Raw genomic sequence first — 23,437 nt, 5'->3', positions numbered from 1 at the left:
CATTTCATGAAGAATTCTGGGTTAAATCATCTCACTAATGACAGGAAAAAGTTGTTGCATTAAGCCTTTTTTGTGTTTTTTTAAGCTTTCGAGTTTTTGGTTTTGTAAGCCTATCAGTTGATCAAGGGAAGAAAGGCAATCAGCGATTTTTTGTTGTTCTTTCTCATCAAGATCCGGGACTGGCATTACCATAAATTCGTTACTCTTAATACTTATACGATCATGGCGAACTCCACTATTTGATACAGATTGTAAAAAGTGATGCCAATTAGAATACTTAAAATACTGTTCATAGAAATCATTATTCTTATTAAGGAATCTAAAAACTGTATAGAGGGGTGATATAACTCCTTTACCAACCTTATTTTTAGAAATAGGTCCAACTGGTGCCAAAGTTGATATTCTTGGGTTGTAAATATAATCGCCTAATTCAACAATATAATATCCATCTAAATTACCTTTAACAGCGATATCTTTTTTAAAATAATTTTTTTGATCAACAACCCCATCGACTGCCGAGTTCGTTAAAACACGAAATAGTTTTTCACCTTTGTTTTTATTTATTACACGATTTGCAACGGCTTCTAGCTTTACACTCTTCCAAGGTAGAAAGTCTGCACCATCATCTTTTACAAAACGGAGTTTAGGCAAACTCTCTCCTTTGGAAGGGAAAAGTTGTTGCATTAGAGCTTTTTTGTGGGCTTTTAGGCTATTGAGTTTTTGGGTATGAGCCATAATAAGCTCATCGATGGAAGAAAGACAATCCGCAATTTTTTGTTGTTCCTTTTTATCATCCGGATGTGGCACTTTTATAGAGGCAATTCGTCTAGTAGTTATACTAAGAACCTTTGTTCCTTGTGCTTCTTTTTGAATCTGCATTCGAATTACAGTCGCGTTAAATAAATGCCCACCAAAACCTTTTATTAACTTCTGATTCTTTTGTCGAGCCAATAAAGTATGAAGTCCTGAAATGAGCCTCTCATTGTTAATATTAATTATCTCAATGCTTTTCCCAATATCTTCCATATTTTCAGAGGCATCAGCAAAAATAATATCGGTTTCACGACAATATGCTTCTGGTTTTAACTTTTCTAAAAATTTCGAATCATTAATATAAGGGATATTTTCTGAAGTAATATCGAAGAGAGTTGAAAATTTAGTATGAATATCTCCATAATGAATATTTTTAACCGTTCCACCGTTGGAATTAAGTTTATCTCTTGATAAAGAATTAGTAGATTTAAATTCATATATCTTATCAAACTGCTCAAAACACCATTTTGTTTCACCAATGAACTCTGGAAACCTTAACACGGGAACCAATCCATTCTTCTGCTTACTCATAAGCATTCAACCCTGAAATCTGACGTCCTGCCGCCTGCTTTTGCAGATAAGGCACTAAATCTGCCATTAATGCCAGTTCCGCCCCTCGCCGCGCCTTCCAACCTAGCACCAATGGTGCAAACAGGTCAGTCAATTGCTCACCATCAAATATCAGGCGCTCAATAATATTCTCGACAAACACTTGTAAAGACTGAGCTTGTAGTCCATGTTTCTTGGCTATCTGTGTTAAGGCTTGAACGGCTTTTTGCGCTTTAAAAGCTTGATAGCCTTCCCTGATTTCTTTTTCATTTAAGGCTTCGCCTACTTTTAGGCTATTGATATACGTAATGATATCTTCTCGCTCATCCATTAAGTTAGCGTTTGCGCTTATCATGTCGATAAGCTCTTGCCGAGTCATCTTTCGCTTGCCAACAGATTGGGTAGAGGTGGCAATCAGTTCCATAATGTAATCGTAGTCAATGATACTGGAGGAAAACAACACCAAATCAAATTCCAATTGTTCTAGCGTTTTATCAACCTCTTCGTTTTTTCCGTGCTTACGTTTCAATTCCATTGCGGTGTCAAGATAAATGGCCTTGAAGCCACGCAAGGTATCGGTAGGCAGCCTCTGTTCAATTAAGGTTTTGCTTTTTTCATCCAGGTCAGTGTATTGCTCCAACTGGGTTTTTAGCTTTTGCACCTCTTTGAAGTGGTTGATAAATTCAGCTTTCGCTATATCGCCTTTTAGATTATGAACCTGAGAGGGTTCGCACGGTAAACCTTTACCCACCATAAAAGCGTGCAATTGTTCTACCGCCTTCTCGAACTTTTCTACCATTTTCGGTGCAGGTTCAACCAGCCAGATTTCTCTGGCTTTGTCTTTAGCACCGCCTGAGAACAACGCGATAGCCGCGTTAACTTCGTTTTCCTGATAACGGAAATCAAGAATGTTACCCCACGGCTTGGTGTCGTTTAGCACGCGGTTAGTGCGCGAGAAAGCCTGAATTAAACCATGTTGTTTGAGGTTTTTATCGACATATAGCGTGTTGAGGTATTTGGAATCAAACCCTGTAAGCAACATATCTACCACGATAGTGATGTCGATTTTGTTTTTTCGGGGATAATCAACATTGCTATATTGCTGGTTTTTTATACGCTGCTGGACATTCTGATAATAAAGATCGAATTCATTTATACTGTGATTCGTGCCGTATTGTGCATTATAGTCGGAAATAATCGTCATAAGCGCCGCTTTTTTCTTTTCCGGCTCAACCTTGTTGTCGGCACGCTCTTGCGGTAAATCTTCCTGCAATTGTTTGATATCCACTATGTTCTTACTGTTTGCTTCCCCCTCTTTTACCACAGTTTGAACGGGCGGGGAAAACACACAGGCGATATTAAGTGGCTTAAAGTTTTCATCTCCCGCCTGTTTTTCCATCTGCATAATTTTAAACAGTTCAAAATATTCAATCGCCTGATTGATAGAGGCGGTAGCCACCAAAGCATTGAAGCGGCGATGATTGGTAGCGCTGTCATGCTTTTCAAAAATGGTTCTGATTACGGCTTCAGGTGAGGGCTTCTGACCTTTTTTTGATTTGCTATTCCCATCTATAGCAAAATAATCAATATGAAAACTCAAGACATTCTTATCCTCAATTGCATGGGTGATGGTATAAGCATGAAGCTCTTTCTCAAAAATATCTGCAGTAGTTTTAAAAGAAGCCAAATTACCATCAACCTGCTGATAGATTGAGTTTTGGTCGAAAATAGGGGTTCCCGTAAAACCGAACAACTGGGCTTTCGGAAAAGAGGCCTTAATCAATTTGTGATTTTCACCAAATTGGGAGCGATGACATTCGTCGAAGATAAAAACAATCCGCTTGTTGCGCAGCGATTCGAGTCGTTCATTGTAAGTTTGTTCACCTTGCTTATGTCGACGGTTTTTATCCAATGCCAACCCCAGTTTTTGGATAGTCGTCACAATCACTTTATCAGCATAATCTTCCGATAACATGCGGCGCACCAGCGCTTCGGTATTGGTATTTTGCTCGACGCAGCCCACCTGAAATTTGTTAAATTCTTCGCGTGTCTGCCGATCAAGGTCTTTGCGGTCGACAACAAACAAACATTTCTCAATGTCGGGGTTATCTTTAAGTAAGGTAGAGGCTTTGAAAGAAGTTAGGGTTTTGCCTGAACCGGTTGTATGCCAAATATAGCCGTTTCCGCGATTTTGATGAATGGCCTCAACCATCGCTTTAACAGCGTAGATTTGATAGGGGCGCATAATGAGGGTTTTTTGCTCAACTTGCACCAATACCATATAACGACTGATTAATTGCCCAAGCGTACACTTCACCAGGAAGTCATCGGCGAAATCATGCAGGTGGGTTATCTTGTTATTATCTTTATCAGCATGCTGATAAATGGGCAGAAACCGCTCATCTGCGTTAAAACTGAAATGCGCATTTCGGTTATTTGCGAAGTAACGGGTATCATTGCCGTTACTAACGATAAACAACTGCATAAAACAAAACAGTGTATGGCTATAGCTATTACCTGGCTCATTCTTATAATCAACAATTTGTTGCATCGCTTTTCGTGGACTTAACTGAAAAGCCTTAAGCTCAATTTGTACCAAAGGTAAACCATTAATCAATAAGATAACGTCATAGCGTTGATGGCTATTTTCAGTATTAATGCGGAATTGGTTAACAACTTCAAAATCATTTTTGCACCAGTCTTTTATGTTCACCAGCATATATTCAAGCGGTGTACCATCTTCTCGGGTAAATTTACCTTTTTCACGCAGTTTTTGCGCAGCCGCGAAAACATCAGGCGTCACTATTTCATCACACAAGCGGGTAAATTCCACATCCGTTAAGCTGACTTGGTTTAGGGATTCAAACTTCTTACGGAAGTTTTGCTCAAGACTCACCTTATCACGAATATCATCCCGATAAATATACTTCAGCTCGCGCAGTTTGGCGATTAACCCTTGTTCAATATGTTGTTCTTTGGTCATGAGAGAAACCTGTTAATTTTGCTGCATGAGGAAGAATTTTTAACATTCTCAGTTTTTAGTCAAAGGAAGAATACAATCTATAACGTGATGATTTGATGTATTTCGCCGTGCTAAACGTTGCAAGTTATCCTTAACATCGGCTTGGGTGACCTTTCCGACTCTCTGACCTTCTTTGTCATAACGAAACGCCCCTAACTGGATAAGTGCCCGATAATCAACATGATGACCAATACTGCCTAGACAGGCTTTCAAGCGCCTTCTGGCTATCGGTAATGATTTTTTCTTAACCTCCTGCCACATATCCTGCTGGATACCAATTTTCATGGGTCTCAATTGATTTTCAGGAAATAAATTAGGCCAAAACGTGGTTATCTGGGAAATCGCTTCCTCTAACGGCAATCGCTTTTTGGGCAGTGTGGGCGGTTTTGGTATTTTAACCTTCACTGCCTGTTTAGATTTTTCAACCACCTTCTTGGGTTGCTGTTTTGCTACTTTGGGAGGATGAGGCTTTTTTGCCTGCTTTTTGGGCGCAGCATTCACCCAGACCTTTTTACGGTAAACTGAGTTACTTTGTGGCTGCTCTTCCTGTGAAGCCTTTCTTGAGCGATTGAGGCTTAATTTCTTGCGTTCTGTCATGGTTCAATCTTTAAACAGGGTGCTCATTTCAGTATCATTTAAGCCCGTAAATTTCATCACAGATTGCCTGTCCATGCCACTTTCAAGCATTTGCCGCGCTATCTTCATCGAAGCCTGTTTTTCGCCTTCAAGTTTACCTTCTTGAACGCCGTCATTTTTACCTAGCTGATAGCCTTCTTGACGGCCTTCCAGCTTTCCTCTTTGTAATCCTTCTTGTAATCCTTCTTGTTTTAATGCTTGAGCAATAGTCATAAGTGCTCCTTCGTGTTTTTCTGATTGTTTGGCTATCTCAGTGATAAATTCCATTGGCTTTTGGGTATTACCTTCTTGGATGAGATAGTTAAACAGGGTAATAACTTGATTATCGGTATAATAATTATACGACAACAGCGTCACAATTTCATTCATAAGCTCTGTCATATCCCTTCTACGAATGTGTTTCTGGATTAACTCCAATAACGCCATTCGTCTATGCTGCATAATTTGACCATCATCTAAAGTTGTAACATCTGCTAATCGGAACGGTTGTGTATAGATACGTTCTGCTAGTTTTCTATCATGAAAACAGTCCAACCAATTCGTGCTATAGGGGTGAGGGCTTTGTTCACCGCAATAAAAGAGTATTGGGAAAACGAGCGGTAATTGCTTATTTCCCTGTTCTAAATGTTTCTGCATCGCTGCCATACTATAACGCATCAATCGCCATGCCATGAGTTTATCAGGGGTGGACTGATGCTCAATCAATACGTAAATATATCCACTTCCCTTTATAGTGCTAACTGAATAGAGAATATCACTTTGGTAATTCTTCATCTCACTATCGATGAATGAGCCAGACTCCACTTTGAGGCTATCTAAGTCACACAGCAACTTAATCTCATCCGGCAGCCAGATATCAAAGAAGTCTTTTGCTGTCGCTTTCTCACTTAGAAACTGGCGAAATACCGCATCGTGGGGCGTTGGGGTGAATTTTTTACTCATCCGATATCTTCAGTAATTGCTCGCGTCAGATTGAATTATGGCAAACAAACCCGCTATATTAAATACGCTATTTATTCATTACATTTCATACATCATAATCCAGCCATAGAAAAACGCACCCTATTCTTCTCAGGTGCGTCTATTTTTTGTTACTGGTATCTTTTTATGGCTAATCACAAGAAAACCTCTCAAAATCGATTACAAGCGTTTCTAGAGGTATTTCTGAATTAAACTTTTGCCGTTTTTTCATTCTCAGCAACGTTGGCTAGAATATTTACCAACAATTTATTGATGATAAGTGTCTTCTTCGCTCTGGTCGCGGAAACATACAGTAAATTCACTTCATCTCTAAAGGCTGCTTTGTCCATTTCAGGGTCAAAAAGATTATTCGGAAAGTCATTATTGATTTCAACGATATCCCACTCTAATCCCTTTGCTCGGTGGGCAGTGGTAACAGTAATGCTGGCTTCGTCTTCAGTATCTACCGTTCGTTTACGTAAAACATCCACTTTCTTCGGTAATGGCGTAAATTTTTCGATGATTTTGATAGATTGCAACATTTCCTGGTCACCACTGGTATTCGCCATGTGCTTATAATTCGCATAATTGCGATATTCGGTGTAAAGCCGTTGGTGACTCATCTTTTTTCGCTTACCGAGTGAAAACCAGTGAAGGTTAATTAATTCATCGATACGATAAGCATCTATCCCGTTGACCCAGTAGATAGTGGCTTTTTTGCTACTGGCTTCCAGCGCCGAACCAATGACGCCTGCTACCGTTCGACTGAGTATGGCGCGGTGAGGAAAGCCTTTCTTAGGGACATCAATAAGAATGTCATCTTTTTCACCTCTGCCAACCACCTGATGCGTTTCACCGTTCATGGCCAGTAATGCATTAGCCATATCCGCGACACAGGCACCAAAGCGAAAGCTATGGGTTAACCAGAGACGGTCAGCTTCACTCAGCGAAGGCGCATTTAATGCATCGACCGCCCCTCGAAAACGATAAATCTGTTGATGAGCATCACCCACCATCACTAACTTCGTGGTTTGACGAAAAACAATATCGTGAGTAACCGGATTAGCGTCCTGCGCTTCATCAAACAAAATAACGTCAAAACGATGGGAAAGATTAGGTTGGGAGAGTTGGTACAATTTTAAATACATATCATGAATGACGGGAAAATTATCAGCAAGGTCAATCATTCGATGCCAGAGCCGTTCGCTCTGTCTGACGACATCATGAGCCATAAATGGTTGTTTAACTTCACCCATCAATATTGAGGGACAGTGGCGTAACATAATCTGACTATCCACGCTGCACATAAAGTTCTTTAAGGTGTCCTGAATCGCTTTTACGTATACCCAGTCTTCACTCTGAGTAGCATTAGCAATATCAAAAAGACGCAGAGAATTTGTTAATCGATGAGCGTAATTTCTACCAAAACCAGGCCATGCCAGTTGATGGGATGTTTTGCAAAGCACATTAGCAGGAAATTTCTCGTCTACCTCTTCCCTCACTGAACGATTAAACGCAATGTAGAGCATCCGGAGTTCGGGATGCTTTTCGGCATATTTCACTAACGTTGAGGTTTTCCCTGTTCCGGCAAAAGCGTTAACGACAAGCTTCTCTCCCTCCCAGTCAATAACGGCTTGTTGTTCTGGCGTTGGATTAATCAAAATCTTCTCCTGCATAACTTAATGCTATAAGTTTACCAGAGAATCCAATAAATAGTTTTGTAGATAAAACGTCTACATTTGTCGAAACGCATAGCCTCTAAAGTTAGTTGGCAAAATATAACAATTTGGATGGGTTTGATTGTGAAATATGGAGTTGAAAATCTTTGTTGAAAGTTTATGATTGAGTTGCTGTGAGTCGATAATTGAAAATTAGAAATAAAAAAATTTCCATCAACATAATTAGCCAACTTTTGAAGTTGGCTTTTTCTTTTTTGAAATCCGAAAATGAAAAATTCGCCAAACACATTGTGAGAGCCGATAAAATTTTAGCGGTGCGCATTTGCGTTTTTATCGAGAAAACGGCTTGTATCTTGATGGTTAGGAATCTCAATCAATACAGTAAGGCATTAATGGAGGTGTTTTGAACTCAATATTTCTATTAAATTCTGACAGTTTTCTCGTTGATTAACCATGAGAACATAAGCACGCCTTTGCCGTGCTGCTCACGCCAAAGGCGTGCTTATGTTCTATTAGCTTTATCTAAAGTAGACTCAAAAACAGAAAATCCAGGTAATATCACATTGTACCCAAAAGAATTTATCAAAATGTTCAGAACGTAGCACGCTACGCGTGAGCGGCGCAGCGGTGCTGCTTCGGGGATGTTAATGAGTTGAGTACTGTTTTATACTCTGCAGTAGGTTAATTTTTTTCAGGGATTCATCTCGATGGCTCGCAATAAATCTCCCAGAAAGCGTAAACCGGTTAAATCAGGCAGGCTGCCCGTCACTTCACGTGCCACAGCGCCTGTTTATCCGAAACGTTTTATGATCTCTCTCCCACCCGAAAATGATGATGACAGACCGCCTGAATTTTTTTATGACACCCTAAAAGAAGCCATACGCCACTGCGTCCGACTCGGCCCCCAATTTTTTCTCGACACGCAGTATTACCCGCCGCTAGTCACGATTATCAGGGGTTTTGAACAACGCCAAGACCAAGCCGATGACGCTGGATACGACTACACTGAGGGGGTAATAACTGAAAGTCTGCCTGCCGATGAATTCATCACCTATACGGAGCTAGGAATAATCCCTGTTTCCTTTGAACCCTGGGATAAACACACCGATAACTGGGCTGACGAATCTGACAATTTCTGTTTCTTTGGCAAGATGCCCATAAGGTAATTGAGTCAGATGTATATCCCTCGTCCTGCTAAACTACTTTTCACCATTGATGACGGTTGGAATAAATTCCTCGAAAAATACGGCGATAGCGTTAGTTCGTGGACGAGTTTATCTGTGGAGCGCATGCTTGCCTGCGGCACTTGTGCCATGGGTGTCCGGCGCTATTGTTGCGCTTCGTCTGATTGTTCTCACAGCCGTTTTTTCTGCCAAAGCTGTAAGTCAAAAGCCTGCAGTTCATGTGGCTTTAAAGCCACCGAGCAGTGGTTAGCACAGCAGGTTCATATTTTACCCGACTGCGACTGGCAACACATTACTTTCACCATGCCACATCTCCTTTGGCCTTTTTTTAACAATAACTGGCCGCTACTTAATGCTCTGTTTCGGGCAGCCACTCGAGCTATGCTGCAGTTGGCTCGCAAACAGGGTATCGAAATTGGTATTTTCTGTGCCTTGCATACTTATGGCCGGCAACTCAATCAACATCCGCATGTTCATGTTTCCGTCACTCGAGGGGGTTTGGATAGTAAACATAGTGTATGGCGAAAGCTGTTTTTCAAAAAAAAGGATGTCGAAGAAATCTGGCGAGGGGCTGTTATCCGACTACTGCGTCACAGTTATGATTTAATTAACCCTGGCCTTCTTCCCGGTCTTGGCCATATCCGTGACAAAAAACATTGGCGGCGTTACTTGAGGGCGCAGTACGGACGTTATTGGAAAGTGCACTTTGCTAAAAAAACGAAAGGGGCATGGCATAGTGTTAAGTACCTCGGTCGCTACCTTAAACGCCCACCGGTATCTGCGTCAAAACTGCGGCATTACCGAGGGGGTGCCGTTGTTCATCACTACCATGAGCACCGAACTGGCCAGCATCGGCAGCAGACTCTGCCGCAGGAAGAGATGATTAGACGCTATATAAGCCATATTCCGGCCAGGCATTTTAAAATGGTGCGTTACTCTGGTTTTTTGTCGAATCGTAAACGGGGAAAACTATTGCCGAAAGTGTATAAGGCACTTGAGATGACGGCACGTAAAAAACCGGAGAACCCAGGTTTTTCTGTGCTGATGAAAGGATTTCTGCGTACCGATCCGTACAAATGTATTCTGTGTGGCGACAGGCTACTTTTCACCGGGGCGCAAATGGGTAAAAAAGCAACGGAATTGTTGTCAGAAAGACTGCATAACCTGGAGAAAAAGCGATGGTTACGCAGCTAAACGCAGGATCAATGTGTCTAAAATAAGGAAATCAGGTTAGAAATTACACTCTCTGAGGAAATGTTAACTGGCACTAAACACAATAAATCGATCCCCATCTCCTTTTTGCAATAAGGGATGGCTTTTGCTACTCACTTTAAAAGCGATTCAATTTCCTAACCATCGAGGAAGCGGAATATCACAATTGCAAAAGAGAAATACGGTCACTCAGTAGTCACCTATTTTGGGGTTTAGGGTTTTGTTAGAAAAAAAGTTATCCACAGAAAAACCTCGCGCGCGCGTAGTTATATTTAGTTATGTATAAGTTAAAAGAGTTAAAGACTAAAAGAAGATAAACAAAATGAATATAAGAAATTGATTTTAAATATAAAAAAAACACTTAACACTGCTTGTTGGTTTTTAAATTACGATAGTTGGTTTTTAAATTACGATAGTTGAAATGACTTATTAACAGGGAAATTGTTTATTTTTTATATAATTTATTCTGTAAATATTGAGTAGGTTTTTAAATTACGATATATTAGTTTTTAAATTACGATATATATAATTAAAACTTGGTTTTTAAATTACGAAAATATCGATTCTGTAAAGTGTGTCAGCACCTTACAGAATCTAACCAACAATCCTAATTACTCTAGGAGTGAGGCTATGGCTGATCATACAAAGAAAACAGGAAAATGCAATTTGAAGACGTTACGTCCACAAAAACATAAGCAAATTGAATTTTTTATCGCTGACGATATTGATATTTTTAGTTTTCGTGACGAAATAGCGAGTATGGAACATCCTTTTTTTGCTTTGAAAGGGGGTGATACAAAAGTTAGAAAATATAAAAATGGCAATATAACAGTTACTGTTAGATCTTCTGCTGAAATTGGTTTAGCAACAGTCTTTGATAAAGATATCTGGATTTATGCTATTTCAAAATTGCAGGAAGCGATTAACAATAATTCTGATATTAGTCGTACTGTGGCTTTTACCCCTTATGATTTTTTTATTACAACAAACAGAAGTACAAGTGGAGTCGCTTATAAGGAATTAAGAAAGGCATTAAATCGCTTAAAAGGCACAGTCATTGAAACAAATATAAATTATTTTGATGATAAACAAGAAACTTGTTTATTTGGATTGATTGAAAGTGCACGTATTATTGGAGAAAAAAAAGGTAAACTTGATATAGGGATGATTGAAATTACTTTGCCAGAGTGGTTATATCAGGCATTGTACAAAAAGAAGATAATCAAAATTAGCCCTGATTATTTTCGCATACGAAAAGCTATCGATAGACGATTATACGAAATTGCTCGTAAGCATTGTGGTAGTCAACATGAATTTACTATTTTTCTTGAAAAACTACATATAAAAACAGGAAGTACAGCCCTTCTAAAAATGTTTAGACATAATCTAAAACAACTAGCAAAAACAAATGATCTCCCTGATTATGAAATTTTTTTTGATTCTATTACAGACAAGGTTACTTTCAAAAATCGCAATCAAAATACTCCTCAGGCAGAAGCATCACGTAAACGAGAAAAAGGAAAAAAGGAAATTTATAAAATTAAAAATAAACTTTCAAAGTAATTATTCCCTCCTTAAATGAGTAAAAAATTATTTGAGTTAACATTTTTTTAAGTTTATACTTAAATAAGTTTAAGAGTATAAGTTCAAAAGCTCTATTGAGGTAATGATGAAGATAATTGCTGTTTTGAATCAAAAAGGTGGTTCTGGAAAAACAACTATAGCAACGCATTTAGCAAGAGCTTTCCAATTATTTGGTGCTAGCGTTTTATTAATTGATTCAGATCCTCAAGGTAGTGCTAGAGATTGGGCGGCGGTAAGAGAAGATCAGCCCTTAACAGTTGTGGGTATTGATCGACCAACTATTGGAAGAGATCTGAAAAATATAGGATACAAAGATTTTATTATTATTGATGGAGCTCCTCAAGCTGCGGATCTTGCTGTTTCTGCAATAAAAGCTTCTGATATTGTTTTAATCCCAGTCCAACCTTCTCCATATGATATATGGGCTACATCTGATTTAGTTGATTTGGTAAAACAAAGAATCGAAGTCACTGATGGAAAAGTGAAAGCCTCTTTTATAGTTTCAAGAGTAATTAAAGGGACAAAAATAGGGAATGAAGTAACCGATACTTTGAGTGAATATGAATTGCCTGTGCTGGAAAGTAAAATAACTCAACGTGTTGTTTATCCTAGCACGGCGGCAAGAGGCAAAACAGTTCTTGATGAAGATCTTAATAATCCAGCCTCAATTGAGATTATTTCTTTGTATGAAGAAATAAAACAAAAGCTTATTTAAGTTTATGGTGAAAAACTCATATGAGTAAACAAAAAATACTTTCGGCTGGTAGGCCAACATTAAAAAATAAAGAAAAAATGCTTGCTAGCTTATCAGATGATATTCAATTAAAAAGAGTAAATTTTGATTTAACTTTTGATAATCATTTGAAATTAAAGATGTATGCTGCAAAAAGAGGAAAAACTATAAAAGAAGTTTTAACAGAATTTGTTGAACATTTACCTGAGTAACATTTATTTACTTAAATGAGTTAAAATTTATTTGAGTTAATTTTATCACTATCTTGCCAGAATTAGAGCTCTGACAAGATAGCTAATCCAAAACCTAAGCAAACTAGGAGTCGGACTATGCGAAATAGTACGCATATTGCGCGCATAATGAAAGCGTGCGACATATCAATCGAGCAGCTTTTGAGCTTTGCTCTCACATCAAAACACCTTACAACCCGTCAGCGTGAGTACCTTCGTAGTATTGGAGGTGCAGCATGAACTCCGAGATGATTAAATTCTTTTTGAGTAGCGCTGTTCCTTGTGGTTTTGCGGATAGTGAGGGGGAAATTAAGGCCAACGCTAAAATGGTAGATTTTCTCGGTTTGAATAAAGATGCGCCTGAAATGGTGACTTTATTAGAGAAAATCCGCACTGAAAAATCGCCGTTTTTTGTCATTATTAAACTGGTTTCTGATTTCAAGAAAGCACCCAAAGTCTGGCACTTTCATTTTTTACCGCTTTTTTGTAGTGAAAATGGCTACCTAGGCACTTTCTTTCACGCTCACGAGTTCCTGTTTTTGTCGCCGATGGAGTATGTCGATGGCATGCAGCCTTATGCGGTCTGTAATGGTCAACAAATTCTGTAGAAGATCTAAGCGGCATTTTTTAGTTCATGATATTTTTGATGTGGCGTTAAATAACCAATCGTTGAATGGCGTCGATAATAATTGTAAAACTGAATATAATTTTCAACTTCACAGACAACAGATTGATGATTCATAAACGATAAACGGTTAAGTCTTTCTGTCTTTAAACTCCTAAAAAATCTTTCCATCACGGCATTATCGAGGCAATTACCTCGCCGACTCATGCTTTGAGTTATTTTCCGTTCAAAGAGGTGCGCCCTAAACTCCTCCGATGAATATTGGCAACCTTGATCTGAATGGAACATCAAACTTGTCGTATCCGGTAATTGCCGTTCAATTGCGTTATCTAAGGCTTCTTTCACTAATTTCGAATCCGGTTTTGTTGATAAGGCATAACCAATAATTTCTTTGGTGGCTAAATCCAACACACAGGCTAAATAGCTCCACCCATAGTGATGTCTAATATACGTGATATCCCCGACATAATAGTGATTATGCTGTTCAGGGGAAAATTGTCGTTTAAGCAAATTAGGGGCATATCGATGTTCGTTACCCGATGAGTGATAGTAGTGCTTTTTCGTTGGTCTAATTGCAACTAATTGATTTAATTTCATGATGTTCGATATTTTATAAGTGCCAATTTGGTGCCCTAAACCCTTTAACGTCTAAGAATTTCAAAAATAAGTTAACAAAAATTTAACATTAATTATTAAGCAGAATAACGGGTGCGAAAGGTGATTTCCCCCTTTTTTGAGGTGAGAGAAAGATTTTTCAATAAGCGGTAATGATGTTTTTAGAACAATATGAGTTAACTTTGTACAATTTAGTCGATTTTAAATAGATCTCCCCTCACCCCAACAAAGGGACATAGCGCATTCGGGCAATCTCTAAAGCATGATAGACTAATTGAGATATCTTTAATCCTTTGATAAAACGAGAAAATCGCATCCTTCCACCACAAAGAATGCAGCTAAACGGATCAACACCTAAAAACCGCTGACTTAGCAGCGCAAAGGGAACAGACCCTTTTCTTTTGAATTCGGATTGGCCGACGGCGTTTCTAACAACATCCAGAAACTTTCCCACCACCCGATTGGCTAAAAAACCAAAATAACGGAGCATCCGAAAATGTTTTTCGGGGATTTGTTTGATAAGCCGTAAAATTAATTCTTTTTGGGATAAATCTAAATTTTTGTAGTGACCCGTATTATGGTCAAAAAATCGTAACGTAATACGACTTCCGCCATCGTAATGCTCAAGCCTCGCCCCCGAGACAGGCGGTTTCTTCAGGTAACGCCCCAGATACTTTGCTGTCTTTTTGGCATTGGATGTCGGGTCGGCAAAATAGACATGCCAATAATCTTTACCTTCGGCATTTTTCCCTGCATTAAGAATAAACCGCTTCCACTCATCATAATCTCTTATGTGCTGTAAACTTTCAGGTAGGTAAATTTTTCCCCAGACAGAAAGAAGATATTGTCGAACATTCCACATCCAACGTTTTCTCACTTTAGCGAGGTCAAATTGCATCGACTTCCATTTTTCATTCTGATTGATGCCCCCCATTGTCCATGAGAGATGAATATGCGTGTTCCAGTTTAGTTTTCTCCCATAGGTATGTAGCGCACCAAAAATACCCATGGTTAATCCGCGTTTCTTCGCTGCATAAAGTAAATTGTCCGCAGCAAACGGGAACAGTTTCCCTAGTAACCATCGATTCAATTCAAAGAGAGGCCAAAGACTGTGCGGCATCGTAAATGTGCCATGCTGCCATTTGACATTAGGTAAACGTTTAATCGTGGTCTTTATCCAGTTATCCGTCAATTTTTTCCCACAGGATGGGCAACCCCGACCTTTGCAGGTAAAACAGACTAACTTTTGATGATCACAATTCTCGTTTTCACAACAATACTCACGGAAACCCATCATGGGTGTGCCGCAAGCCAACATTTTTGTGACTACTTCTATTTCTATCTCTCTGAGTTGAGTGGTTTCCATAATTTCAGCCCAGGCCTTATTCCGCTCAAAAAGCGATTTTAACGGTCGGGGTTGAAAATCTTTTTTCATAGGAAAGGACATAAATCAGTTTAGCTTTGATGGACGATATTACACTCAAGACACGGACTAAAGCTCCCTCAATCTTTCTGTAAGGCATTTTCAGTTTATAGGCCAAAAAAAGATACTTAAAAATTAAGAGCCAATCAGAATAGATTACCGCGCGTTTTATCACTAGATATCAGCGCACAGTGTTTCAGGTTATCGATTTGCAGCCGTAGGCTGATTCGTTCGGCTCATAAAAACGGGTTTACGCAATACTGCCCTGAGAAATTTACCGAAGCGGAACATGAAAAGTTAGCCAAAAGGCTAAAAAAAATGAATACCCGTCGGGGAAACCCGATCACCGTTTCTAATTCCATGGCTGCAAAATCACTTTATGCCGATCTGGGGTTTACGGTTCATGAAATTTCCGCGCCCCGGACGATCTCCGGTAAACGGCAAATGGCAAAAGAAATTATTGCCGTCCTTGGAGGTAAATCATGATCCCGTTAGATCCCAAAGCGGGCGCTTATATCTTTGGCACCCGCTTTGCCATTTCGTGCCAGCAAAATTCAGACACGCATAAAATCGAATGGCGTTTACTGGAAGCGAATGCGTCCTTACGGTGTTACGAAATGGTCTGTCTTCATACGGATCCGGTGCGACTTGTGATGGACTTGATTTCACATCATACGCTAAGAACGCATGCCAATGATATTCGGACCCTTGATGGTTAGGAAATTGAATCGCTTTTAAAGTGAGTAGCAAAAGCCATCCCTTATTGCAAAAAGGAGATGGGGATCGATTTATTGTGTTTAGTGCCAGTTAACATTTCCTCAGAGAGTGTAATTTCTAACCTGATTTCCTTATTTTAGACACATTGATCCTGCGTTTAGCTGCGTAACCATCGCTTTTTCTCCAGGTTATGCAGTCTTTCTGACAACAATTCCGTTGCTTTTTTACCCATTTGCGCCCCGGTGAAAAGCAGCCTGTCGCCACACAGAATACATTTGTACGGATCGGTACGCAGAAATCCTTTCATCAGCACAGAAAAACCTGGGTTCTCCGGTTTTTTACGTGCCGTCATCTCAAGTGCCTTATACACTTTCGGCAATAGTTTTCCCCGTTTACGATTCGACAAAAAACCAGAGTAACGCACCATTTTAAAATGCCTGGCCGGAATATGGCTTATATAGCGTCTAATCATCTCTTCCTGCGGCAGAGTCTGCTGCCGATGCTGGCCAGTTCGGTGGTCATGGTAGTGATGAACAACGGCACCCCCTCGGTAATGCCGCAGTTTTGACGCAGATACCGGTGGGCGTTTAAGGTAGCGACCGAGGTACTTAACACTATGCCATGCCCCTTTCGTTTTTTTAGCAAAGTGCACTTTCCAATAACGTCCGTACTGCGCCCTCAAGTAACGCCGCCAATGTTTTTTGTCACGGATATGGCCAAGACCGGGAAGAAGGCCAGGGTTAATTAAATCATAACTGTGACGCAGTAGTCGGATAACAGCCCCTCGCCAGATTTCTTCGACATCCTTTTTTTTGAAAAACAGCTTTCGCCATACACTATGTTTACTATCCAAACCCCCTCGAGTGACGGAAACATGAACATGCGGATGTTGATTGAGTTGCCGGCCATAAGTATGCAAGGCACAGAAAATACCAATTTCGATACCCTGTTTGCGAGCCAACTGCAGCATAGCTCGAGTGGCTGCCCGAAACAGAGCATTAAGTAGCGGCCAGTTATTGTTAAAAAAAGGCCAAAGGAGATGTGGCATGGTGAAAGTAATGTGTTGCCAGTCGCAGTCGGGTAAAATATGAACCTGCTGTGCTAACCACTGCTCGGTGGCTTTAAAGCCACATGAACTGCAGGCTTTTGACTTACAGCTTTGGCAGAAAAAACGGCTGTGAGAACAATCAGACGAAGCGCAACAATAGCGCCGGACACCCATGGCACAAGTGCCGCAGGCAAGCATGCGCTCCACAGATAAACTCGTCCACGAACTAACGCTATCGCCGTATTTTTCGAGGAATTTATTCCAACCGTCATCAATGGTGAAAAGTAGTTTAGCAGGACGAGGGATATACATCTGACTCAATTACCTTATGGGCATCTTGCCAAAGAAACAGAAATTGTCAGATTCGTCAGCCCAGTTATCGGTGTGTTTATCCCAGGGTTCAAAGGAAACAGGGATTATTCCCAGCTCCGTATAGGTGATGAATTCATCGGCAGGCAGACTTTCAGTTATTCCCCCCTCAGTGTAGTCGTATCCAGCGTCATCGGCTTGGTCTTGGCGTTGTTCAAAACTCCTGATAATCGTGACTAGCGGCGGGTAATACTGCGTGTCGAGAAAAAATTGGGGGCCGAGTCGGACGCAGTGGCGTATGGCTTCTTTTAGGGTGTCATAAAAAAATTCAGGCGGTCTGTCATCATCATTTTCGGGTGGGAGAGAGATCATAAAACGTTTCAGATAAACAGGCGTTGTGGCACGTGAAGTGACGGGCAGCCTGCCTGATTTAACCGGTTTACGCTTTCTGGGAGATTTATTGCGAGCCATCGAGATGAATCCCTGAAAAAAATTAACCTACTGCAGAGTATAAAACAGTACTCAACTCATTAACATCCCCGAAGCAGCACCGCTGCGCCGCTCACGCGTAGCGTGCTACGTTCATCACTATCGGGAAACCGTCGATATCTTATCGCGCCGTTGTGAAACCGTGATTAATCTGCTTGATCCGGATAAATTGGGGGGTGCGCGTCGATGAGGTATGCCACGATTGATTTTACCGTCCCGCCGGTGACCTATTCACCCGAAATGAAATTGGCGTATTGGTGGAATCATCCGCGGCATGAAGCGGTTTCCTATCCGAAACCGCTTACCCGTGAGCAGCGTGTTCAGGGGCAAGCGATTTTAAAGGATATCGCCTCGTTACCCCAGCATTTACGTTACCGTTATCAAAAACGTTATCAATCGTTAATCAGTGAAAAGGGCTTGCATGAGGCGCATCACTTTCTTTACTTTACGTTTCATCAAAAAATCTGGCCACGGCTGTCAGCCGTTAATCAACGTTATGAAATGCGGGTGGCAAACTGGCCACTGACCCTTATTGATACCCCCAATATTCTTGATTTCAATTTGCTGCCGGACATGAATAATCATCGGGTTAAACAGTTAGCCAGCCACCTGTCCGCCTTTTTTTTCCGTTTCTATGAAGGCTGTTGTGATCAAATCATCACGTCCCATCAGGGCGATAGAGACCGGATTTTTGATGAGACAGTCCAAACCGATATCTATGGTCGTTTAGCGGAATTGGCGCGAGGGTTACATGTCACCCCGGAATACTATTCATCCTATCAAAAAACGTTACGTCAACGTACGCAGGGCAAAAATCATCAAACGATGCCCCTTCGTCAGGTGTATGCGGCCGTTGCCCGTTTAATCAGTCGGGATTACTGGTTAACCCAATTGCGCTCACACCGCACCCGATGGGTCGAATCGCTGATGATCGCTGCGATGGAGGTGTGCAAGCAGCACCAACCTTATGCCAGTCGACAGGCGATTCGTGCGGTGAAGTCACAACGGCTGGCTAATTTACGCTACTTGCAAGCGATGCAAATCGAAGATATCGACAGGGGTGAACGCTTCGATTTAATCGACAAAGTGATGGCGAGTATTGCCAATCCGGAGATCCGCCGAATGGAATTGATGGCACAAATGGCCGGCATTGAAAAAGTCGCGCTGGCGCGCAAGGATATTGGTATGTTCATGGTTAGGAAATTGAATCGCTTTTAAAGTGAGTAGCAAAAGCCATCCCTTATTGCAAAAAGGAGATGGGGATCGATTTATTGTGTTTAGTGCCAGTTAACATTTCCTCAGAGAGTGTAATTTCTAACCTGATTTCCTTATTTTAGACACATTGATCCTGCGTTTAGCTGCGTAACCATCGCTTTTTCTCCAGGTTATGCAGTCTTTCTGACAACAATTCCGTTGCTTTTTTACCCATTTGCGCCCCGGTGAAAAGCAGCCTGTCGCCACACAGAATACATTTGTACGGATCGGTACGCAGAAATCCTTTCATCAGCACAGAAAAACCTGGGTTCTCCGGTTTTTTACGTGCCGTCATCTCAAGTGCCTTATACACTTTCGGCAATAGTTTTCCTCGTTTACGATTCGACAAAAAACCAGAGTAACGCACCATTTTAAAATGCCTGGCCGGAATATGGCTTATATAGCGTCTAATCATCTCTTCCTGCGGCAGAGTCTGCTGCCGATGCTGGCCAGTTCGGTGGTCATGGTAGTGATGAACAACGGCACCCCCTCGGTAATGCCGCAGTTTTGACGCAGATACCGGTGGGCGTTTAAGGTAGCGACCGAGGTACTTAACACTATGCCATGCCCCTTTCGTTTTTTTAGCAAAGTGCACTTTCCAATAACGTCCGTACTGCGCCCTCAAGTAACGCCGCCAATGTTTTTTGTCACGGATATGGCCAAGACCGGGAAGAAGGCCAGGGTTAATTAAATCATAACTGTGACGCAGTAGTCGGATAACAGCCCCCTCGCCAGATTTCTTCGACATCCTTTTTTTTGAAAAAACAGCTTTCGCCATACACTATGTTTACTATCCAAACCCCCTCGAGTGACGGAAACATGAACATGCGGATGTTGATTGAGTTGCCGGCCATAAGTATGCAAGGCACAGAAAATACCAATTTCGATACCCTGTTTGCGAGCCAACTGCAGCATAGCTCGAGTGGCTGCCCGAAACAGAGCATTAAGTAGCGGCCAGTTATTGTTAAAAAAAGGCCAAAGGAGATGTGGCATGGTGAAAGTAATGTGTTGCCAGTCGCAGTCGGGTAAAATATGAACCTGCTGTGCTAACCACTGCTCGGTGGCTTTAAAGCCACATGAACTGCAGGCTTTTGACTTACAGCTTTGGCAGAAAAAACGGCTGTGAGAACAATCAGACGAAGCGCAACAATAGCGCCGGACACCCATGGCACAAGTGCCGCAGGCAAGCATGCGCTCCACAGATAAACTCGTCCACGAACTAACGCTATCGCCGTATTTTTCGAGGAATTTATTCCAACCGTCATCAATGGTGAAAAGTAGTTTAGCAGGACGAGGGATATACATCTGACTCAATTACCTTATGGGCATCTTGCCAAAGAAACAGAAATTGTCAGATTCGTCAGCCCAGTTATCGGTGTGTTTATCCCAGGGTTCAAAGGAAACAGGGATTATTCCCAGCTCCGTATAGGTGATGAATTCATCGGCAGGCAGACTTTCAGTTATTCCCCCCTCAGTGTAGTCGTATCCAGCGTCATCGGCTTGGTCTTGGCGTTGTTCAAAACTCCTGATAATCGTGACTAGCGGCGGGTAATACTGCGTGTCGAGAAAAAATTGGGGGCCGAGTCGGACGCAGTGGCGTATGGCTTCTTTTAGGGTGTCATAAAAAAATTCAGGCGGTCTGTCATCATCATTTTCGGGTGGGAGAGAGATCATAAAACGTTTCAGATAAACAGGCGTTGTGGCACGTGAAGTGACGGGCAGCCTGCCTGATTTAACCGGTTTACGCTTTCTGGGAGATTTATTGCGAGCCATCGAGATGAATCCCTGAAAAAAATTAACCTACTGCAGAGTATAAAACAGTACTCAACTCATTAACATCCCCGAAGCAGCACCGCTGCGCCGCTCACGCGTAGCGTGCTACGTTCATCACGCTGACCTGTCCGTCAAAATATCACCCCACAAAATTGCGCCAGCGCGGAAAAGATAACATTGCGGTATTGAATCATCGCTGGAAAGACGCCGCGTTAACACCGAAAGACGGGCAGCGTTATTTAGTCAAAGTCTGGTCACGTATTCGCGCCGCCTTTGCTGACAATGACATTGCCGTTTATGGTGTCCGCGTGGTGGAGCCACCCCACACTGGCATTTACTCCTTTTTACCGATAAAGCCCACCGCGCCAAAGCGGTAGAGATTATGCGTAAAAAAGCCTTGGCGGAAGATCCTGACGAAAAAGGGGCGCAGCAACATCGTTTTGCATGTAAGCATATGAACAAAGGCGGTGCCGTCGGGTATATCGCTAAATATATTGCGAAAAATATCGACGGCTATGCACTGGAAGGTGAAACTGATTTTGAAACCGGTAAACCCTTAACGGAAACGGCAGCAGCGGTCAGTGCCTGGGCAGCGACATGGCGCATTCCGCAATTTCATTTTTATAATCTACCGTCAAAAGGCGTCTATCGCGAATATCGACGTTTAAGAAGTTTATCGATCGCGACCATGTTGGGTGACATGGCGGAAAAAGTGAGGAAGGCGGCTGATGAAGGCGACTTTGCCACCTATATTGACGCACAAGGCGGTCCTTGCACCCCCCGAAAAGAACAAACGCTGCGCATTGCCTACAAAACGGCAGACGAACCAAATGCCTATGACGAAGCAGTACAAAAAATAGCGGGGATCTATGCGCAACTTCACCCGGATACGCCCCTCATGAAAACGCGGTTAAAAAAATACCGGCTGGTGAAAAAAGAACCCGCGCATCAGGCAGTTGATTTTTTAAAAAGCGCCATCGGCGCGCCTCGGAGTTCTGGCAATAACTGTAGAAAAGGAGGTTTAACTCCCTCTTTGGATGTACACTATTTTATGCCTGATTGCGCCTCCCGTGAGTTTTTTTTACTTAGGGAGTACGGTTTTTCAAGTTACACTCCTGAGTTGGAAAACCCATTACCTGGATAAAATTTGAATAATCAGAAGTTAGTTGCGTGAAAAAAGAACCCGACGAGCATCAGGCGGTTGATTTGTTAAACTAATAAAAAGAAAGAGGCTATTTTGACATATTTATTATGGGCTGCATTTTTATCCATCGCATTTTTTACTGCAATTTCACCAGGGCCAGGAACAATACTGACTATGAGTCATGGGATGACTTATGGCTATAAAAAAACGCTTCCTACAATCTTGGGTCAAGAAACCGCTGTCGGGTTAATTGTTATTATAGTGGGATTTGGTACACAAATGTTTATATCATTTCCTCAAATATTTTTTATTATAAAAATAATAGGGGCAATATGGTTAATATTTATGGGAATAAGAATTATCTTTTCTGTCTTAAAAAAGAGTTATGAAAATATTACATCAGTGAACAACACTACATGGTATAACCGTTTAATCACCGGTTTTTTAACAGACATAACAAATGTGAAGACATGGGCTTTTATGATTAGTTTGATGCCTCAATTTATCGAACCATCAAGCGTTTTATGGAAACAAATAGTAATAATGGCTATTACCATGATGACTGTAGATACAATAATGATGAATATTTACGCTTTTTCTGCTAGTTATATGAAAAAACTCATCAATAACAGAAAGATCATGTTACTCCAAAATATTATATTTGGAAGCATACTCATTATAATGGGAAGTGGAGTACTATTTTTCATCCACTAATTTAGTTTTTTTGCACTGTAAATCCGTTGCCTTCTAAAGGGAGCAGGAGCCAGTAAATAAAACGAGGGTTTTATTTACTGGGCCGTTTTGGCGTATCAAAATAGTCACTTATTTTTCATTGAAAAATAAGTGCATGGATTTGCACAAAAGTGCATGGATTTGCATAAGTTTTTGCTCACCTGAAATCACCGCAAAGGCCAGTACTGGCCTACTCTGAGTGGCGTTGTGCAGCTGCACAAAAAACGACATGTTTCGCGGGCAGGCGCGGCGGGGCTACCACTGCGATTTTTCATGTTTTTTGATAAACTCTCATCAAAATTTGCAAAATCATCTATTGAAAGTAAGGAATGAATATGAAAAGGGTATTAACAGCTATGGTATTATCAACGCTCATATCTGGGTGCGCCAGCCAATGGGTAAGGAACAGCCTTAATGCTGAAGATTTTTCCGTTGCTGAAATTTTTTGCAGGGAACAATCGGAGAATAAATTTCCTGTAAAAAATGAAGTAGCGCAAAGAACTAATGTTAAGCGGCATGAGACTTGGCAGAAAAATGAAAAATATCAAACGGTATTGATACCTGAAATAGACAGTTATATTATTGATGTTAATAAAGATAGTCGCCGTCAGTTTTTTTATGATTGTATGAGTCAAAAAGGTTGGGAATCAGAGATTAAATGGCTATGATTTTTTGATTTACGTAAGATTATTGTCGATACAAATAA

Annotated in this window: 20 protein-coding genes and 3 pseudogenes; 12 read left to right on the top strand and 11 right to left on the bottom strand. The window is 41.1% G+C overall.

The genetic code is table 11. The features are described 5' to 3' along the window. Nucleotides 1–21 precede the first annotated feature (21 nt). From ArsFIN_RS19945 to ArsFIN_RS19925, 5 genes are all read right to left on the bottom strand, one after another. Nucleotides 22–1,344: a restriction endonuclease subunit S gene (locus ArsFIN_RS19945; protein WP_026823685.1), complete on the bottom strand. Its 1,323-nt coding sequence runs from the start codon at nucleotides 1,342–1,344 to the stop codon at nucleotides 22–24. After that, the gene (locus tag ArsFIN_RS19940; RefSeq protein WP_026823686.1) at nucleotides 1,337–4,345 is read right to left on the bottom strand and encodes a type I restriction endonuclease subunit R; all 3,009 of its coding nucleotides are present in this window, start codon (nucleotides 4,343–4,345) and stop codon (nucleotides 1,337–1,339) included. Before ArsFIN_RS19940 ends, ArsFIN_RS19945 begins: the two co-directional genes overlap by 8 nt. 48 nt (nucleotides 4,346–4,393) lie before the next feature. After that, the gene (locus tag ArsFIN_RS19935) at nucleotides 4,394–4,981 is read right to left on the bottom strand and encodes a ProQ/FINO family protein (RefSeq protein WP_026823687.1); all 588 of its coding nucleotides are present in this window, start codon (nucleotides 4,979–4,981) and stop codon (nucleotides 4,394–4,396) included. A 3-nt stretch (nucleotides 4,982–4,984) separates the two neighbouring features. Further along, nucleotides 4,985–5,962: an Rpn family recombination-promoting nuclease/putative transposase gene (locus ArsFIN_RS19930; protein ID WP_135678326.1), complete on the bottom strand. Its 978-nt coding sequence runs from the start codon at nucleotides 5,960–5,962 to the stop codon at nucleotides 4,985–4,987. A gap of 227 nt (nucleotides 5,963–6,189) precedes the next feature. Continuing rightward, nucleotides 6,190–7,641 (bottom strand): UvrD-helicase domain-containing protein, encoded by a 1,452-nt coding sequence (locus ArsFIN_RS19925; RefSeq protein ID WP_246067508.1) that lies wholly within the window; start codon nucleotides 7,639–7,641, stop codon nucleotides 6,190–6,192. Nucleotides 7,642–8,366: 725 nt separating this feature from the next. Here ArsFIN_RS19925 and ArsFIN_RS19920 point away from each other — a divergent pair. The 7 genes from ArsFIN_RS19920 (at nucleotide 8,367) to ArsFIN_RS19895 (ending at nucleotide 13,210) form a co-directional block, all read left to right on the top strand. Next, complete coding sequence (locus ArsFIN_RS19920; protein ID WP_210409124.1) at nucleotides 8,367–8,825, top strand: hypothetical protein; 459 nt, start codon at nucleotides 8,367–8,369, stop codon at nucleotides 8,823–8,825. Between the two features lie 9 nt (nucleotides 8,826–8,834). Next, the gene (locus ArsFIN_RS19915) at nucleotides 8,835–10,037 is read left to right on the top strand and encodes an IS91 family transposase (protein ID WP_135678323.1); all 1,203 of its coding nucleotides are present in this window, start codon (nucleotides 8,835–8,837) and stop codon (nucleotides 10,035–10,037) included. A 648-nt stretch (nucleotides 10,038–10,685) separates the two neighbouring features. Then, nucleotides 10,686–11,618, top strand: a complete 933-nt coding sequence (locus ArsFIN_RS19910; RefSeq protein ID WP_026824036.1) for a replication initiator protein A — start codon at nucleotides 10,686–10,688, stop codon at nucleotides 11,616–11,618. Between the two features lie 106 nt (nucleotides 11,619–11,724). After that, a complete protein-coding gene (gene parA / locus ArsFIN_RS19905) occupies nucleotides 11,725–12,354 on the top strand; it encodes a ParA family partition ATPase (protein ID WP_026824035.1) in 630 nt (209 codons plus the stop codon). A gap of 20 nt (nucleotides 12,355–12,374) precedes the next feature. Next, on the top strand, nucleotides 12,375–12,584 hold the full coding sequence (locus ArsFIN_RS19900) for a chromosome partitioning protein ParB (protein WP_026824034.1): 210 nt from the start codon (nucleotides 12,375–12,377) through the stop codon (nucleotides 12,582–12,584). 117 nt (nucleotides 12,585–12,701) lie between these two features. Further along, a complete protein-coding gene (locus tag ArsFIN_RS26585) occupies nucleotides 12,702–12,842 on the top strand; it encodes a hypothetical protein (RefSeq protein ID WP_155847048.1) in 141 nt (46 codons plus the stop codon). Further along, nucleotides 12,839–13,210 (top strand): hypothetical protein, encoded by a 372-nt coding sequence (locus ArsFIN_RS19895; RefSeq protein WP_135678321.1) that lies wholly within the window; start codon nucleotides 12,839–12,841, stop codon nucleotides 13,208–13,210. Before ArsFIN_RS26585 ends, ArsFIN_RS19895 begins: the two co-directional genes overlap by 4 nt. 5 nt (nucleotides 13,211–13,215) lie before the next feature. Here ArsFIN_RS19895 and ArsFIN_RS19890 read toward each other — a convergent pair. Both ArsFIN_RS19890 and ArsFIN_RS19885 read right to left on the bottom strand, forming a co-directional pair. Beyond that, nucleotides 13,216–13,872, bottom strand: a pseudogene (locus tag ArsFIN_RS19890) (IS3 family transposase); the annotation flags it as partial. Between the two features lie 187 nt (nucleotides 13,873–14,059). Beyond that, the gene (locus ArsFIN_RS19885; RefSeq protein ID WP_026824113.1) at nucleotides 14,060–15,277 is read right to left on the bottom strand and encodes an IS91 family transposase; all 1,218 of its coding nucleotides are present in this window, start codon (nucleotides 15,275–15,277) and stop codon (nucleotides 14,060–14,062) included. A gap of 306 nt (nucleotides 15,278–15,583) precedes the next feature. Between ArsFIN_RS19885 and ArsFIN_RS19880 the strand changes: the two genes are divergently transcribed. After that, on the top strand, nucleotides 15,584–15,751 hold the full coding sequence (locus ArsFIN_RS19880; RefSeq protein WP_210409131.1) for a hypothetical protein: 168 nt from the start codon (nucleotides 15,584–15,586) through the stop codon (nucleotides 15,749–15,751). Between the two features lie 388 nt (nucleotides 15,752–16,139). Here ArsFIN_RS19880 and ArsFIN_RS19875 read toward each other — a convergent pair whose 3' ends face one another. Together ArsFIN_RS19875 and ArsFIN_RS19870 are read right to left on the bottom strand one after the other, a co-directional pair. Then, on the bottom strand, nucleotides 16,140–17,342 hold the full coding sequence (locus tag ArsFIN_RS19875; protein ID WP_135678014.1) for an IS91 family transposase: 1,203 nt from the start codon (nucleotides 17,340–17,342) through the stop codon (nucleotides 16,140–16,142). 9 nt (nucleotides 17,343–17,351) lie between these two features. Next, nucleotides 17,352–17,810: a hypothetical protein gene (locus tag ArsFIN_RS19870; RefSeq protein ID WP_135678317.1), complete on the bottom strand. Its 459-nt coding sequence runs from the start codon at nucleotides 17,808–17,810 to the stop codon at nucleotides 17,352–17,354. Nucleotides 17,811–18,014: 204 nt separating this feature from the next. On the opposite strand from ArsFIN_RS19870, the gene ArsFIN_RS19865 reads away from it, so the two are divergent. Further along, a complete protein-coding gene (locus ArsFIN_RS19865; protein ID WP_135678318.1) occupies nucleotides 18,015–19,046 on the top strand; it encodes a replication endonuclease in 1,032 nt (343 codons plus the stop codon). 136 nt (nucleotides 19,047–19,182) lie between these two features. Here the strand turns inward: ArsFIN_RS19865 and ArsFIN_RS28920 are convergent. Both ArsFIN_RS28920 and ArsFIN_RS19855 read right to left on the bottom strand, forming a co-directional pair. Continuing rightward, nucleotides 19,183–20,387: pseudogene (locus ArsFIN_RS28920) on the bottom strand (IS91 family transposase). Between the two features lie 9 nt (nucleotides 20,388–20,396). Further along, a complete protein-coding gene (locus tag ArsFIN_RS19855) occupies nucleotides 20,397–20,855 on the bottom strand; it encodes a hypothetical protein (RefSeq protein WP_135678317.1) in 459 nt (152 codons plus the stop codon). Nucleotides 20,856–21,007: 152 nt separating this feature from the next. On the opposite strand from ArsFIN_RS19855, the pseudogene ArsFIN_RS19850 reads away from it, so the two are divergent. From ArsFIN_RS19850 to ArsFIN_RS19840, 3 genes and pseudogenes are all read left to right on the top strand, one after another. Next, nucleotides 21,008–21,999: pseudogene (locus ArsFIN_RS19850) on the top strand (replication endonuclease). Between the two features lie 93 nt (nucleotides 22,000–22,092). Continuing rightward, nucleotides 22,093–22,713, top strand: coding sequence for a LysE family translocator (locus ArsFIN_RS19845; protein ID WP_051297171.1), 621 nt, complete (start codon nucleotides 22,093–22,095; stop codon nucleotides 22,711–22,713). A gap of 353 nt (nucleotides 22,714–23,066) precedes the next feature. Next, nucleotides 23,067–23,399: a hypothetical protein gene (locus ArsFIN_RS19840; RefSeq protein ID WP_026823978.1), complete on the top strand. Its 333-nt coding sequence runs from the start codon at nucleotides 23,067–23,069 to the stop codon at nucleotides 23,397–23,399. The last annotated feature ends 38 nt before the right edge of the window (nucleotides 23,400–23,437 follow it).

This window comes from Arsenophonus nasoniae, from assembly GCF_004768525.1.
GTDB classification, from domain to species: domain Bacteria; phylum Pseudomonadota; class Gammaproteobacteria; order Enterobacterales; family Enterobacteriaceae; genus Arsenophonus; species Arsenophonus nasoniae.
The sequence above is the reverse complement of the archived record's forward strand: the minus strand, read 5'-3'. Positions and strand labels throughout refer to the sequence as shown.

Coding starts and splice junctions, on each gene's coding strand:
- ArsFIN_RS19945 (WP_026823685.1), bottom strand. CDS start 1,344: ATGAGTAAGCAGAAGAATGGATTGGTTCCCGTGTTAAGGTTTCCAGAG.
- ArsFIN_RS19940 (WP_026823686.1), bottom strand. CDS start 4,345: ATGACCAAAGAACAACATATTGAACAAGGGTTAATCGCCAAACTGCGC.
- ArsFIN_RS19935 (WP_026823687.1), bottom strand. CDS start 4,981: ATGACAGAACGCAAGAAATTAAGCCTCAATCGCTCAAGAAAGGCTTCA.
- ArsFIN_RS19930 (WP_135678326.1), bottom strand. CDS start 5,962: ATGAGTAAAAAATTCACCCCAACGCCCCACGATGCGGTATTTCGCCAG.
- ArsFIN_RS19920 (WP_210409124.1), top strand. CDS start 8,367: ATGGCTCGCAATAAATCTCCCAGAAAGCGTAAACCGGTTAAATCAGGC.
- ArsFIN_RS19915 (WP_135678323.1), top strand. CDS start 8,835: ATGTATATCCCTCGTCCTGCTAAACTACTTTTCACCATTGATGACGGT.
- ArsFIN_RS19910 (WP_026824036.1), top strand. CDS start 10,686: ATGGCTGATCATACAAAGAAAACAGGAAAATGCAATTTGAAGACGTTA.
- parA (WP_026824035.1), top strand. CDS start 11,725: ATGAAGATAATTGCTGTTTTGAATCAAAAAGGTGGTTCTGGAAAAACA.
- ArsFIN_RS19900 (WP_026824034.1), top strand. CDS start 12,375: ATGAGTAAACAAAAAATACTTTCGGCTGGTAGGCCAACATTAAAAAAT.
- ArsFIN_RS26585 (WP_155847048.1), top strand. CDS start 12,702: ATGCGAAATAGTACGCATATTGCGCGCATAATGAAAGCGTGCGACATA.
- ArsFIN_RS19895 (WP_135678321.1), top strand. CDS start 12,839: ATGAACTCCGAGATGATTAAATTCTTTTTGAGTAGCGCTGTTCCTTGT.
- ArsFIN_RS19885 (WP_026824113.1), bottom strand. CDS start 15,277: ATGAAAAAAGATTTTCAACCCCGACCGTTAAAATCGCTTTTTGAGCGG.
- ArsFIN_RS19880 (WP_210409131.1), top strand. CDS start 15,584: ATGAATACCCGTCGGGGAAACCCGATCACCGTTTCTAATTCCATGGCT.
- ArsFIN_RS19875 (WP_135678014.1), bottom strand. CDS start 17,342: ATGTATATCCCTCGTCCTGCTAAACTACTTTTCACCATTGATGACGGT.
- ArsFIN_RS19870 (WP_135678317.1), bottom strand. CDS start 17,810: ATGGCTCGCAATAAATCTCCCAGAAAGCGTAAACCGGTTAAATCAGGC.
- ArsFIN_RS19865 (WP_135678318.1), top strand. CDS start 18,015: ATGAGGTATGCCACGATTGATTTTACCGTCCCGCCGGTGACCTATTCA.
- ArsFIN_RS19855 (WP_135678317.1), bottom strand. CDS start 20,855: ATGGCTCGCAATAAATCTCCCAGAAAGCGTAAACCGGTTAAATCAGGC.
- ArsFIN_RS19840 (WP_026823978.1), top strand. CDS start 23,067: ATGAAAAGGGTATTAACAGCTATGGTATTATCAACGCTCATATCTGGG.